Here is a 13877-nt window from a genome sequence, read left to right on the forward strand (position 1 = left end):
AGGAAGGCGGAATCCTCTATGAAATCCATCGTATCCAAACGCTGGCTGCTGGCCCGATTGTATGAGCCGGACATGATCATTGCTGACTGCCGTTCCCTGCTCGGACAAGCCGGGGCTGGACGGACTCAATTTAATGAAGACCATATTCCAGGGGCGGTTCACTTCGATTTGGAAGAAGACCTTACTGCTCCTCTTGGTGAGCATGGTGGTCGCCATCCATTACCTGATGCGGATACACTTGCCGCACGTCTGAGTCGTGCCGGGATCAACGCATCTTCACGCATCGTCGCTTATGATGACCAAGGCGGTATGATGGCTTCCCGCTTCTGGTGGCTCCTGCGCTATCTCGGGCATGAGCAGGTGTACGTACTGGAAGAAGGCTACAGTGCCTGGAAGGAAGCAAAATTCCCCGTTACGGCAGATCAGCCGATTCGCATTCCCTCGACCTTTGTGGCAAATGTTCAGCAACAAATGCTCACAAGTATGAAAGAAATACAACATATATCCGAAGATTCTGCTCCTGTTGGCTCCTATATCGGTTTTTCACCTATACTGATCGACTCCAGAGAGCGGCCGCGCTACCTGGGACTGGAAGAGCCCATAGATCAAGCTGCGGGGCATATCCCCGGTGCGGTGAATTACTTTTGGAAAGAAGTATTGGACGAAAAAGGCAGCTTTAAAAATGCGGAACAATTGCAGCAGCACTTTGCCGACCTTGATCCAAACGCAGAAATTATCGTGTATTGCGGTTCTGGCGTATCCGCCTGTCCCAACGTACTCGCCTTGAATGAAGCTGGATTTAGTAAGGTCCGTTTATATCCGGGAAGCTGGAGCGACTGGATCAGCTATGAGGAGAATCCGGTGGCGACCGGGGAGGAATAAAAAGTTTTCAACGGATATACAGGTTCTAAATACAAATACACTGTCCTAGCGATTAGGCTTACGGCAGTGTATTTGCTTTGTTCAAAAGTACACAAAAAATCAACTTGAGCTGAGTGAAGCAATAAAACGATGTAGAAGAAGTTGCTTGCTTCTTAGAATAGCTATCCAATCTTTTGAACAAATATATATCTTAATTCATATTTTTTCTGTTGTTTTTCTGCATATATTAGAGTCTCTCTTATGGAACCCGTTTCTAATATATTCAAATCATTAAAATGTCCTTTTAAATCTTCTTCAGTAAAGAAGTGAGCATATTTACCCTTCTTGTATTCGTATGTTCCTTCTTCAATTTCCCTACCCACACCATTATTAAAATCACAATTAGAAAAACATGTGAAATACATTACTCCCAATTCCTTCAAATGCTTCACGCAATTCTGTATCAGTTTTTTTCGGTCTTCTAACAAAAATAAATGCAATAAATCATAACAATATATTCCATCATATCTTTGGCATGTACTAAACTCTAATACCGATTCTTGAATAAAATTCGTTTTTAAGTCCCATTCTTTTGCTAGATTTATAGCTGAACTAGATATCTCAATTCCATCAACCTGAAAATAAGAAGAGAACGCCTTTGTATTTCTTCCATATCCAGCACCAGGAACCAAAATATCATGTACATTATTCTTTTTGAACAAATCTATAGCTTGGGTTACAGTTTGACTTGGTTCACAACCCCAAATCATCCCTTCTTCAGTAAATCTTTTGTTCCAATAATCCCCCATATGATTCACCCGCCTATATACTCACATAGCTCTTCTTTTAAGCTCATCAATCTGTCTTATGTGATGTTGATCATGCCAGATAAAATCTCTTAAATATGATATTACAGTAAACTTCCCGTCAGCATATTCTTTAGTAAACTTGTCGTCTTCAAAACTTTCTATACTCTCCAATATCATGTTACGGTACTGAATAGTCAATTTAATTAATTCTTCTTTCGTTTTTGTTTTTCCATATTCAATAGCATCCTGATTAAATTTATCAAAATCAATACGTGTTAATGTCAGAGGTTTATTGTTTAATATGGGACTTATTGCTGCTTCAAAAAAGTATTTATCCCACAGTAGTATATGACTTACGATATCCTGAACTGACCATTTACCTTCAGCAATCGTTATTTGCCAATCCATTTCACGAATCTCAGAAACAAAACTGATCCATTCTTTGAACTCCTCTAGTAACCGTGACTTCTCATTCATGGTATCACGCTCCTTTTTTCAAATTGCAATTATTTAGGATAACGTTTTTGTATTCACGCTCCCCCAAAGGGGGTGTCTGCTGAAAATCCTTTTTCGAGACTCCTTCTCGCAGACCTAGGCTCCGTAAGGAGATGCAGTTGAATATTAAGTATAGGATATCCACCACATTTTTTTGAGCTACTAACATCTTCTAATCCCACATAACTCACCTGATAAATAAGACGAATATTCTGTCCTAACCAAACCAGAAAATCACTCTTACATCTTCAGCATTCCCTAATTTCAATAATTTTGGAATTGTTTCATTGATGAAGTTCGAACATGTATTCATAATATTTCTGTATTCCATAAATTGATCACAATAATAATTTTCATCCCATTTAAAATTAATTAAATCCTTCAATAATAGCCAACTGTGGTCATAAAAATCATCTTTATCCTCGAATGCAACTTCACTCAATTGAGGGGAAATATCCACTGGAAGACCTCTTGGCAAAGATATAAACTTTAGATTATGATCATTCCTAGTATTCGATAGAATACTAAATAAATCATAGTTTCTATCCCCACTGTAAAATTCATAAGGATCACTTGGTTTCAATTTAGAAGTCTTGTGTTCTGGATACAGATAGTAATAAGGGTTAACAGTCCACTTATCTACACTTAACCAAGTAGCAGTATCATTTAATTCTTGCTTACTCTTTTTGATTTTTCTCCAAGTACCATCAATCTGTTCACATTCGTCTCTGAAGTACCTTTTCTCTACAAAAAACCAAATGTCTGTACCCACATATAGCCTCCCACAATGTTTTTTGCATACACCCTACTTTAAAAGTCTCTGTACCGTACCAAAGGAAATCTTCATATTAGGTGTTATACTAACCAAGATTTATCACTGAACTCTTTAGAAAAAGTTGCTTCTGCTTCATATTGTTTTTGATATTTTATTGGCTTGCTTAATTAATTCCATGCCTTTGTCAATGCCAGTATATGTTGATCCATTTGGTAGCAATGGAAGAAGCTTTAGTCCTAAATATCCAAAATCGCATCCATAATCTATGATCTTTACAGGTTTATTTATCTTCCAAACCCTTTGTATAAGAAATTCCAAGTAATCATCGTTATAGTACAACCAGCGGGTATTTCTTAGATAATCAATTTTATTGTCCCAGTAATATCAAACATAAAAATTCCCCTTGTTATTTAATTTGGCGATTCTCAGCTAACGTTTATGTATTTATCCCCCGAAAGGATTAAGGTGCTTCAGCACCGAGTCAAATACTTAGCCTTGCAAGGTTGATCGCCTGAGCCCCAGAGAGATAGCTTGGAGAAGTATAAATTTCCGAATTTTCAATTCGAAGATGTACATCTGCCCAACCAATATTACTTAGTGTATAAGTAAATTTCATGTATACTCTCCTTTTCAATATTACGGTTATTTCGGCTAACGTTTGTGTATTCACGAACATGAGAACCTTAAGGCTCTGAAGGAGCTGCCCGCTACATGGTTAAGTTCTCAGACGGTCCACTGAATTCGCTTCTTGAGCCGCATCTAGTGGACCAAGGAAGCGAAAGCGACTACAGTGTGAATACGATGTTAGGTGGAATGCACTGAAATACTCACATAATTAATTCAATTTTCCCTTTAGGCTCTACTCGAACTAATACCTCTTCTATAGTCATTTCTGGAGTTATAATTATCGTTTTGTTTAGGTTCCGACTTAAATCTTTTAGAAAGTTCATGAGTACATCTATTTTTTTCTCTGAGTCTATCTGTATTGGTGAAATATCAAATTCAATAACGCTTCCTTCATAAAAATGCCCACAAATATCAATTTCACTATATTCAATAGTTATCCCAATACTTGCTTCTTTTTTAATTCTTAACAATTCAGCAATATCCCTGATTCTAGTTAGTAGCCCATCTATAGTTACCTGATAATTAATCTCACTACTTTCTAGGTAATTAAAAATTAAGGCCCATACTTGGATGTCTGTATCCAATATATAAATATCCCTTAGACTTCCATCTTTAAAGAATACTTCATTTAATACTTCATCGTAATTCATTCAGGCCTCCTAACACTCTGTATTTCACCTAACGTTCTTATATCTACAAGCCCTCACTATCTATTAGCTTCTAATCTTCATTCATTCTATCTGCTCGTATCCAGCTCATTTCCTCAATGTTTAATAATTCTTTAAACTCTTCTACTAACTGATGCTCAGATTCCAGTTGTGTATAGTAATTATTATTCAAAATATCGTCTAATTGTTTTATTCGCTCATTATCTAGTTCAAAAAATCTAAATGTTTTTAGATTGCAATTTGTAAACTGTTTTGCTATTTTCTCATTGTATTCATTAGATCTCAGAACTTCTTCAATTAATTCAGTTCTGATTTTGTCCCCTCTAGGGTCTACATATAAAAATTCAATGTGATCTTCCTCTGGATATCTTTCTTCTGCAAGCTTAATAATTGAAGTATCTAATAACACATATGATATATGAAGACTTGCTATCTCTTGTGAATTGTAAACTACACGGTATCCCCAACAGTGATCTTCAAAATTATAAAAATATAACACTGGGATTTTTTCTGAAATTTGAAATAGACTTTCTGGAATTTCTTCACTTTCTTCTGTATCTTTGGTTACGAAAACAAACCATTTGTCATTTAAATCCTCCGCGTATATAGGATCATGCTCAAGAATTGCTTCTTTATATTTCAATAGTGATAAGCTTCCTGAAGTCAATTCACTCATTGTTTTGGCTCCTTTTTGTTTTTTTAGTCATATTTCAGCTAACGTTCTTGTATTCATGAACCCCTAAGGGGTTGTCTGCTGAAATTCCTCTCCGAAATCCACCTCGCAGACCCATACTCCGTAAGGAGCCGCTGCTTGAATATGATGTTAGGCGATACCCTTGATCTCTTTTGAGTTCCTTAAAATAATCCCTATTACTACTGTATTTTAACTTCTCAAATCGACAACCATCGTGATTGATGAATCAACTTTCCCAACTTCTTTAAATCCGAATCTCTCGTAGAGTTTCATTGCCGCTGCATTGCTCGGATCAACACTGAGGGATAATTTTTTTATATTCCTCTTCCTAGCTTCTTTAAATAATTCATCCATTAAGGCCATTCCGATTTTTCTTCCCCTGTATTCTTTTAACAAAGCCATTCCTAGTTCGGGTACATCATTATCAATAAATCCAAATCCCTTATTATCCTCGTTAAAATATCGAACTGTTATTGATCCGACGGGTTCACCCTCATGGTTCATTGCTATAAATCCAAAATCCCCCTCTCTTCCCCAACCTTCAATATATTTTGATATATAAGGGTCTTTTATTATCGCTTTATCGAATGGCTCTTGACCTTCTGGGACAAATAATGATTCATATAACATCTCCCATAAAAAAAACACATCATCTTCTATTATTGGTCGGATTCTGTATTGCATCATTGAAGTTACCTCATTTCTAGATTCTCAAAGGTTTCACCTAACGTTTCTGTATTTTCCATAAGAGCCGTAGCTTGAATATTATGTTATGCAATTCCTCCATCCTCTCCAAATCAACATTCCAAAGCTTGGCTTGCTTCTGTTAATTCATCATTTACCTCTAAATATTTCAATGTTTTTTCAATATCGTCGTGGTCCATTGTTTTCGTTATAATTAGATGTTTAATATTAAAGCCTGGTGGTTCCATTTCTTTTTTAAAGTGATTTACTAATTTTTGAGGGGTTGTCACCAAACTCCAACGTTCACTTCCATCCGAAAAAGTAAGGGTCACCTCCACCAAATCAAACTCCTTTGGATCATCATCAAACTTCCATCTTTCTAAAAAAGGCACTTCTATATTTCCTTCAATAAAATGAGCTTTTGATATCCAAACTGCTTTTCCATGGTTTCCAATAATTCTATACTTGTCCCCATCTTCTTTTTTTACGATGTATTTATTGCCCCTTGTAAGTGCATGAGCATAAACGCCTATACTCATACAAGTTATGATTGGTCCCTCCATCAATTCACTTCCATACCGTATTTAATTTACTGAGGTTTCGCATAACGTTCCTGTATTCATGAACCCCAAAGGGGGTGTCTGCTGAAATTCCTCTTCGAAATCCAACTCACAGACCTAGGCTCCATTGGAGCGGCAGCTTGAATGTTATGTTGTCAGATTACAGTGCCTTCCTTGATTTACTCAACGTCAATTTTTGTTTAAATCCTTTGTCAGTATTATTTCTAGAGGTTCGTTCTCAAGCATTAAACATCCAGCATCTCTATATCCAAGCTTTCTATAAAAATGTTGGGCTCCTTCATTTGAAAGTGTTGAGGTCATGACCATTTCAAATCCTTTTTGTTTCATTAATTCTTCCCAATACTGGACAACTTTTTTACCAATACCTGTTCCTCTATACTCCTCATCTATCCATATCATATTCATAAATGGTGTGTTGTCCCAAAAAAATCCGTATCTCATCCAACCTATTTCTTGATTGGATTCTCTAATTATTAGAATTTCATTTTCTTTTATTTTTGGTCTTATAAGTGTCTTATGTATGTGCTTGTCTCTTAACGCGATATACTCATAATCTGATTCAATCGCAAAATCAATCTGCATTGTAAATCCTCCCTTTCACTCTTTTCATTGAATAGCTTCTTGGTAACACTCAGCACTGATGTCTCATAACGTTTGTACATTACATAAGTTTATAAAGTCTTTTTAAAAATGTATAAGTCACCTTCTTCTCTAACCTTAGTAAACCCACACTTTGAATAGAAGTGATGATTCTTCACACTCCAGCTAGGAGTATCCAGCCACCATTCAGTGCTGTCTGGAAATTTACTTTCAATTTTCTCCATCACCTTCGTTCCGATTCCTTGATTTTTAAAATTTGGATCAATAAAGATTCTTCCTAGATTATGCACTTGATTACATTCTACAAATATCATAGCACCCCCGATTATTTCTCCATTAAAGAGTACCTTGAAATATTCGCAATTTTGCATCATCTCTTCTTGCCAACTTATGGAGTCATATCCTATTGGCCCAACGGTTTCGTTATTCTTAAAATGCTTTGATTCATCCTCAAAACTGGCCTTTTGTATTTCAGCAAGTTTTTGTGCATCATTTTTTCTAGCTTTTTCTAATGTCAGCACCAAACATACCTCCATTGTCTTTTTATTTTTTCCGGGGTTGTCTGCTGAAATGCCTCCTCGAACTCCATCCCAACAGGCTAAGGCTCCGTGAGGATTCTTATGCTTGAATATTATGTTATCAGAAGTTACCGAACTTCTTCACTATGCATTCAAAATCAATGGGCAAATTTTTTTATCAGCGAATTTTCTTATATGGTCTTTTTCCATTTTGTAGTTTGATTATTAGTTCATATGCATCTTTTCGAATTATATTAATTCCAATTGGCAAAGAGTATATCCATAAAATGACCTCCAGATCTTTCGTGTTCTTTATACTATAGTTTTTAGTACTTTTGAAATCTTATTATTATGTTTTAGTAATTCAAGAATTTCTGATAACGTTTGTGTATAAAGCCTCTAAATTAGAGACTCAAATGGACGATGTTCGTTCGTGTCCCTCGACACCACGGTTCAGCAAATTCCAAAATTGTTCAACCATGACCGATGCCGGATATGGCATCGAATGGGTAATCCACCATTCCAATACCCCCACTGCCGCTGAAATTAAAAATTGCACCGTAATGTCCCTGTTCATTTCCTGATCGAGGTTGATCGAATCCAGATGCTCGCTCAGACTTTGCCAAAACATTGTCTCCATTTGGTTCCGAAAAATCGTACTTCCCTTGTTCGTCAGCATTCTAGAATAGAATGAAGCATGCTGCTCCAAATATTCAAACGTACGCAGTAATGCGGTTTTGGAAGGGAGATGAAAGAAGTTATCTTCAGACATAAAATTGCGTAGTAACTCGTTAATTTGAGCTTCCATGCATTGATCACGCAGATCGTACTTGTCAGCGAAATGCAAATAAACCGTTCCGCGATTGACATTCGCTTCCTCCGCAATTTGATTGATCGTAATTCTCTCGGATTCCTTTTCTGACATCAGCCTCATAAAAGCATCAATAATGGCTTGCCTCGATTTTTGAATACGCCTGTCCATATCCTTCTCCCCTTTGCACCATCCGAAAAAATGAACATTTCGAAGTCCTCTGTTGAAAAATCAACAACCACGCTTGTTTTAACCATTGAACCCCATATACCGCTCTGATACATTCACTTTATAAAATTTATGTTGATGATTCAACATATGTTCAATTTTAGAGGAGCCATACTTATGAAAGCTATTGTTTTACAATCTTTGGATAATTTAATTTACAATGAATTAGGAGGGTTTAAAAATTGAAACTTACAGGAAACACGATTTTTATTACAGGCGGCGGTTCGGGAATTGGACGTGCGTTAGCAGAAGCTCTCCACAATCTTGGAAACAAAGTTATTATCTCCGGTCGACGTAAAGAGCGTCTGGAGGAGACGATCAAAGCGAATCCCGGCATGTCCGCAGTGGAATTGAATGTACAAGATCCTGCCCGCATAGAGGCGGCCGCCAAGCAGTTAATCGAGAATACCCGGATGTTAATGTCTTGATTAACAACGCTGGCATCATACAGTCCGATGACGCGGCGGGCGTGATCGATGAAGATGTTTTAATTTCGACTGTCACTACAAACTTGCTAGGTCCCATTCGGTTGACTTCTGCATTCATCGAGCATTTGAAGTCCAAAGAAGAAGCGGTTGTCATCAACACGACTTCAATACTCGGATATGTACCATTAGCAACAACTGCTGTATACTCCGCGACGAAAGCAGCACTTCATACCTATACGCTGTCCCAAAGGTACATGCTTAAAGACACATCGGTAAAAGTAATAGAAATTGTGCCCCCATGGGTTCAAAGCAACAACGATGAACCACGGGCGATGCCACTTACTTCATTCATTGATGCAACAATAAAGATACTTGGCACGGATACAGACGAAGTTCTAGTGGAAGAAGCGAAAATATTTCGAAATAACCCTGGTCCGAACGAAAATGTTTTTGTGACCCAGCTTAACGATACGATGAATTCCGAACCTCCAAAGATCCATTGATCCATCTGTAATTCAATTCTCAAAAATTTAGGCGAACATGAAGTAAACACTCAGTTCCGTCTACTTCATGTTCATTTTTATTGCAACTTGCTCGTGAAGCAAGAATACACGCCAAGCGGTCACACCCATGTTTACCTCTTAAATAATTATGTTGATTTCACAATATTCCCGCAGTTCAAACAGCCCTTTGTTAGGTGATGTCGGGGACATTCTCAATTTACTAAAAAAATGTTTTCATGATCTTACTTCATTTAAAAATCTTGTTATTATCGGTAGGTCGGGAGGACTTATTTGGTTGGGTATCTTGTTTAAATCAAAAAATCGTATATCTTGTACTTCAGCTTCATCACCTTTAATTATTCCACTGTATTCTTTACATATATAAGCTGCAACTACGTTATATACTTCATCTCCATGCGGATATCGATAGTAGAGTTCCGGGCCTGAAAATATATCAAGTAATTCTAACTCTTCGGCTTCTAAGCCTACCTCTTCAAAAAGTTCCCGGCTTGCAACCTCCTTCATATTCTCACCAGGCTCCATTGAACCTCCTGGTAATCCCCATAGACCATTGTCAGTTCTTTGCTGCAATAATAATCGTCCCTCATCATCTATGAGAATCACACATGCTCCTGCCATAATTATAGGTCGGGTACCTACTAACTCTCTTAATTCTTTTATGTAATTCAATATCTTCACGCCCCTTTGAGATCCTTTAACAGACCAAGGCTCCGTTAGGAGCCACTGCTTGAATTTAACGTTATATGACGGATTCACTTCTAAAATCTACTTTCGTCAATGGATAAGGTACGTAGTCTGGGTGGCTCTGCCACTTAGCCGGTTGAATGTTTCCGGTGAATCCGCCCTTCCGAAATGCATCTTCCGGGCTAAGGGTCGGGCTTGTCCCGGCCAGATGAGTTGAATGCTATGTTAGATAACGTTGACTTTTTTCGAGTTAAGTAATTATTATTCTCGTTTCCATTTATGTGTTTCGAGTAGTTTTCCAGTTTCATAAAAATACTTTATTACTTCAAGCATAGGAATTAATTCTATACAAATGTTATCGCAATAATTGCCTAACTGGCCACCAGCAACCAGATGAATTTCACCGTTTCCCTGTTTATCGTTCATAAGAGTATATATATTACCATCAATTGTAATAGACACTATAAAATATTCCGGTCCGCCTCCAACCAATGCTGAATCTGTATCTGATACCTCAAAAAAAACTAATGTAAATTTATCTCCATCGAGTTTTTTCAAAAAACTTAAAGTGTCTGCCCACGTAGGATTCATAACTATTTCTTCATTGAATGTGGTCCCAATCCATTCATCAATACTAATAGATTTTATCACTTTTTCTTTTCATCCTTTTTAGATGGTTTTATTTATTCGGGGGCTTTCATCTAACGATTCTACATTCACGATCCCAGCGAATGCTCAGGTGTCCTACAGTGATCTCCTTTTCCGAAATCCTTCTGCCGGGCCGAGGGCGTATGCCGATGTGTGACACTATGTTATCAGATGGACTATGACAACTTTGAGGATATTTACAAAATTTCTTCTCCCTTTAATATTTTATTTGAGAACTGGTCCACAGCCAACCACGTTGAAACATCCTCTTTGATATTCTTATTCCAAGCAACTAAAAAATGTACTTGACATATCTCATTAGAATCAATTAGTATCATAGGAATTTTAATGCCTTTATCAGAACTTAGGATAAAACCGTGCTTTTCAAAGTCAAGTTTAAACATAGCGATTTAGGAATCATATCTCCTTGATTTCTTCTTGCCATTAACATATCCCCGTCTTGTGTCCCCAAGTGTAAACGGTATACCTGATTCTCGTATTCGACAGCTTCAAGATCTTCCCCAGTATTAGATCCATAATCTGTCCAACTGTAACCCTCCTTCCAAGAAGCAGAAAAGCTGCACGTACTTATTTGAGTGTTCGCATGAGGCTTTATTCTAAATACTGCTCCCCAACATTCTTCTACTGTCAGATGTAAAGCGAGATTGAGCTTGGGTCTACAGACAACTAGCTCACAATCAAATGAATCATAATAATATTTATATAATGACCCACCATTTTTGAGTTTATAACTTTGTTCTGGATGATAGAAGTGATCAGAGACTGTGAGTGAAAATTCAATTATTCCAAGAGGAGTATGTATTTGTGGCTGTAAGAGATTGTTTTCTTTAATTAAGACTTGTTCTCCATGAAATAGCTTCATTTTTTCCCTCCTCATAGTCTTTCTAATAACATTCCTGTATGCATGAAACCCAACTCGCAGACCTAGGCTCCGAAGGAGACGCAACTTGAATATTATGTTATATGATGGGGATGTCTTCTTCGAATTTTCTACAGTCTATTTTAGTATTCTCCATTGTATTCAATAAAACCGGTTTGTTTAAAGAGTGTAATATGATATGGGGTATAAACATACTTTGAATTTGGACTTAAGACTTCAATAAAACTAATTGCTGCATCTATATAGTCATCTGATGAGAAAACATCTTCATCTAGAAATCCACTTAAGAGTGCTGCATCTCCTTTATATTTCAAACAAAGATAGCCATACCCAGGGTCAACTATAACTAAATTTATTATGTCATCTTCTTCTTGTTCTTTGGAGCTATCGAAATATCTAACTATTATGTCCTTATCTTTGTAATAAATCTCGGTGTCACAGGATAATTTATTATGACTAAACTTCATTGTGCTATTCCCCCCTTTTGGATTTTTTTAGCTGTTTTAAAAACTAATTTTTGCTTCCCTTTCACATAACCTTCTTGTATCTACGAATCCGAGAGGCTTAAGGCGCAAAGTGCCGGTTCCAACGGACTTAGCTTCGCAGGGTTGTGAGTTGATCCCGGCTTCTCTGCTTTCCACTTCTAGTGAATCAAGGGCAACGCCCGCAGCGTAGATGCGATGTTATATGAGGTCAATTCTTCTTCGAGCCAACTAATAATTATGCTTCCTTGCTAGTTCCCACTTCATGAATAAATTTATATCACTTATAGCATCTAATATTATTCCTTTATGTTCTATATTATTTTTTAATTCTTTCAAAATGATTGGTTTTACTAGTCTTTTATCTAACTGTTTTTTAGTTCTTGCTATATGTGCTAATCCCAATACAGAATTCGCTCTTACATTTGGATTATCATGTTGCGCTGATTTAAGACATATATCTTGAGCAAACTTCCAATTGTGATGATACATTCCAACTGAAAGTGGTAAATATATAAGTTCTTCTACTTCTTGACGAGTTAAAATATCTTTTGTTTCCTGATCTGTGTATTCCTTGATATGCTTGTAAATTCGCTCCATAGTACTTGCTCCTAAATATAATCTTTTATACCTAGCTGATTTCACGTAACGTTTCTGAATTCAAGACGTCCGGCGTATGCCGGATATGTTCGGCTGATTCTACTTCATGGCTTCTCAACTTCTGCCGAACCGAGGAGCGAATGCGACGATGCTTGGATGTGATGTTATACAAAGGTACCATGAATTCATTGAATCTACTTAGAAATCCTGTTTAATTCACCATCACCATTCTCTCCATTCTTCTGTAATATCTTGATCTTCCTCAATTTCTAATCCAGCTAGTCTTGCTGCCTTGTCTATAAATTCAGCCAATTCTTCACGCTCCATCGTTTCAATAAAATAGTCGTTCTTTTCATTCAATTCATTAAACGTAATTACAATTTCTTCTACAGCCTTCATAATACTTTCAGGATGTTTAGTTTCTTGTAATAATATTAATTGGTTTAGATAGTTATCCAGGACTTTATTAGACATTAATAATCTCTCTTCCGTAAAAAGGTCATCTCCGTATTCAACCATTCTTTTGTACCACAATTGAGTTGGTTTTTCATTAAATAGGTCCTGTAATGTCATTGGGCATATCCCTCATTTTCTGGTTTTTGTTTTAATAGATTTTCAAAAATTGTTGCATGGTATTTCACCTATGAGTTTGCTTACTAACTTGCTTTTCACTTCACTTATCTAATTTTTTCTTTGATTCATTTTTTTTCATCTGTTAGTACACCCTTAATGAAAGACCAAGTATGGTCAACATCTAGTCAGTACAATTGGCTTGGAGGGTTTATTCCCTTCTAAGTCTCAGGTAATAAAAACCCACCTTCGGCTCTTAACCTTTAGGTGATTTTTTACCTTCTCTTGTTGTTATTGATGCATGTTAAAAATGCAAGAATAGATGTCCAAAATAGTAACATTAGAGTCACCGCATCTTTTACTTCCATGGTCTCACTTTTCGAAGGAAAACCATACCCACCCAAGAGTCAATTGTATCTATATTTTACCTGTGTTCACGTCTACAAACAAGTGTTCTCATCTATTTTCTTACATTTTTCTTTTATTCTATTTGTTGTCCATCATTTCTAGCATATAACGTTTCTGTGTTCACGATGTTCCTCTGACTTATGCGAACGAAATGAGCGGCCGCCGTGCGTATGTGTCCGCCTGCCCCCACTCCCTGGCAATCCTCTTTGCCGGACCGAGGAACCGCCAGGCTCCGATGCGTGGATATGATGTTATCTGATGGATTGGCCATAAAAAAACAG

At 37.0% G+C, this 13877-nt stretch carries 19 protein-coding genes and 2 pseudogenes; 2 read left to right on the forward strand and 19 right to left on the reverse strand.

The genetic code is table 11. The features are described from left to right. The first annotated feature begins 18 nt into the window (after positions 1 to 18). Entirely contained in the window at positions 19 to 882 is an 864-nt protein-coding gene (locus MKY24_RS18455) for a sulfurtransferase (RefSeq protein WP_013311262.1), read from the forward strand. Positions 883 to 1043: 161 nt separating this feature from the next. Here the strand turns inward: MKY24_RS18455 and MKY24_RS18460 are convergent, their stop codons facing one another. The 12 genes and pseudogenes from MKY24_RS18460 to MKY24_RS18515 form a co-directional block, all read right to left on the reverse strand. Beyond that, the gene (locus MKY24_RS18460) at positions 1044 to 1670 is read right to left on the reverse strand and encodes a class I SAM-dependent methyltransferase (RefSeq protein ID WP_028542547.1); all 627 of its coding nucleotides are present in this window, start codon (positions 1668 to 1670) and stop codon (positions 1044 to 1046) included. A gap of 21 nt (positions 1671 to 1691) precedes the next feature. Next, on the reverse strand, positions 1692 to 2147 hold the full coding sequence (locus MKY24_RS18465; RefSeq protein WP_339200573.1) for a DinB family protein: 456 nt from the start codon (positions 2145 to 2147) through the stop codon (positions 1692 to 1694). A gap of 235 nt (positions 2148 to 2382) precedes the next feature. Further along, entirely contained in the window at positions 2383 to 2937 is a 555-nt protein-coding gene (locus MKY24_RS18470) for a hypothetical protein (RefSeq protein WP_075154537.1), read from the reverse strand. A 138-nt stretch (positions 2938 to 3075) separates the two neighbouring features. Then, positions 3076 to 3306, reverse strand: a pseudogene (locus MKY24_RS18475) (methyltransferase domain-containing protein); the annotation flags it as partial. A gap of 115 nt (positions 3307 to 3421) precedes the next feature. Further along, entirely contained in the window at positions 3422 to 3556 is a 135-nt protein-coding gene (locus tag MKY24_RS18480) for a hypothetical protein (RefSeq protein WP_256703474.1), read from the reverse strand. Between the two features lie 211 nt (positions 3557 to 3767). Beyond that, positions 3768 to 4217: a protein export chaperone secb gene (locus tag MKY24_RS18485; protein ID WP_068942469.1), complete on the reverse strand. Its 450-nt coding sequence runs from the start codon at positions 4215 to 4217 to the stop codon at positions 3768 to 3770. Positions 4218 to 4287: 70 nt separating this feature from the next. Further along, positions 4288 to 4911, reverse strand: coding sequence for a hypothetical protein (locus tag MKY24_RS18490; RefSeq protein ID WP_076157275.1), 624 nt, complete (start codon positions 4909 to 4911; stop codon positions 4288 to 4290). 207 nt (positions 4912 to 5118) lie between these two features. After that, entirely contained in the window at positions 5119 to 5616 is a 498-nt protein-coding gene (locus MKY24_RS18495; protein WP_028542549.1) for a GNAT family N-acetyltransferase, read from the reverse strand. A 110-nt stretch (positions 5617 to 5726) separates the two neighbouring features. Continuing rightward, positions 5727 to 6152 (reverse strand): hypothetical protein, encoded by a 426-nt coding sequence (locus tag MKY24_RS18500; protein WP_339200577.1) that lies wholly within the window; start codon positions 6150 to 6152, stop codon positions 5727 to 5729. Positions 6153 to 6362: 210 nt separating this feature from the next. Further along, complete coding sequence (locus MKY24_RS18505; RefSeq protein WP_339200578.1) at positions 6363 to 6776, reverse strand: GNAT family N-acetyltransferase; 414 nt, start codon at positions 6774 to 6776, stop codon at positions 6363 to 6365. A gap of 89 nt (positions 6777 to 6865) precedes the next feature. Continuing rightward, positions 6866 to 7315 (reverse strand): GNAT family N-acetyltransferase, encoded by a 450-nt coding sequence (locus tag MKY24_RS18510; RefSeq protein ID WP_028542551.1) that lies wholly within the window; start codon positions 7313 to 7315, stop codon positions 6866 to 6868. Positions 7316 to 7724: 409 nt separating this feature from the next. Then, entirely contained in the window at positions 7725 to 8294 is a 570-nt protein-coding gene (locus MKY24_RS18515; RefSeq protein WP_028542552.1) for a TetR/AcrR family transcriptional regulator, read from the reverse strand. Between the two features lie 239 nt (positions 8295 to 8533). On the opposite strand from MKY24_RS18515, the pseudogene MKY24_RS18520 reads away from it, so the two are divergent. Beyond that, positions 8534 to 9282 (forward strand): annotated as a pseudogene (locus MKY24_RS18520) (SDR family NAD(P)-dependent oxidoreductase). A 234-nt stretch (positions 9283 to 9516) separates the two neighbouring features. Here MKY24_RS18520 and MKY24_RS18525 read toward each other — a convergent pair. The 7 genes from MKY24_RS18525 to MKY24_RS18555 form a co-directional block, all read right to left on the reverse strand. Further along, the gene (locus MKY24_RS18525; RefSeq protein WP_028542553.1) at positions 9517 to 9972 is read right to left on the reverse strand and encodes an NUDIX domain-containing protein; all 456 of its coding nucleotides are present in this window, start codon (positions 9970 to 9972) and stop codon (positions 9517 to 9519) included. A gap of 276 nt (positions 9973 to 10248) precedes the next feature. Beyond that, a complete protein-coding gene (locus MKY24_RS18530; protein WP_049828487.1) occupies positions 10249 to 10638 on the reverse strand; it encodes a hypothetical protein in 390 nt (129 codons plus the stop codon). Positions 10639 to 10999: 361 nt separating this feature from the next. Then, positions 11000 to 11518, reverse strand: a complete 519-nt coding sequence (locus MKY24_RS18535; protein ID WP_028542555.1) for a hypothetical protein — start codon at positions 11516 to 11518, stop codon at positions 11000 to 11002. Positions 11519 to 11658: 140 nt separating this feature from the next. Further along, positions 11659 to 12003: a hypothetical protein gene (locus MKY24_RS18540; protein ID WP_028542556.1), complete on the reverse strand. Its 345-nt coding sequence runs from the start codon at positions 12001 to 12003 to the stop codon at positions 11659 to 11661. A gap of 246 nt (positions 12004 to 12249) precedes the next feature. Continuing rightward, a complete protein-coding gene (locus MKY24_RS18545; RefSeq protein ID WP_028542557.1) occupies positions 12250 to 12618 on the reverse strand; it encodes a hypothetical protein in 369 nt (122 codons plus the stop codon). Positions 12619 to 12649: 31 nt separating this feature from the next. Continuing rightward, positions 12650 to 12799, reverse strand: a complete 150-nt coding sequence (locus tag MKY24_RS18550; RefSeq protein ID WP_197032090.1) for a hypothetical protein — start codon at positions 12797 to 12799, stop codon at positions 12650 to 12652. A gap of 41 nt (positions 12800 to 12840) precedes the next feature. Further along, complete coding sequence (locus tag MKY24_RS18555) at positions 12841 to 13191, reverse strand: hypothetical protein (protein ID WP_028542558.1); 351 nt, start codon at positions 13189 to 13191, stop codon at positions 12841 to 12843. Positions 13192 to 13877: the final 686 nt, after the last annotated feature.

This window comes from Paenibacillus sp. FSL P2-0322 (assembly GCF_037975315.1).
GTDB lineage: Bacteria > Bacillota > Bacilli > Paenibacillales > Paenibacillaceae > Paenibacillus > Paenibacillus polymyxa_B.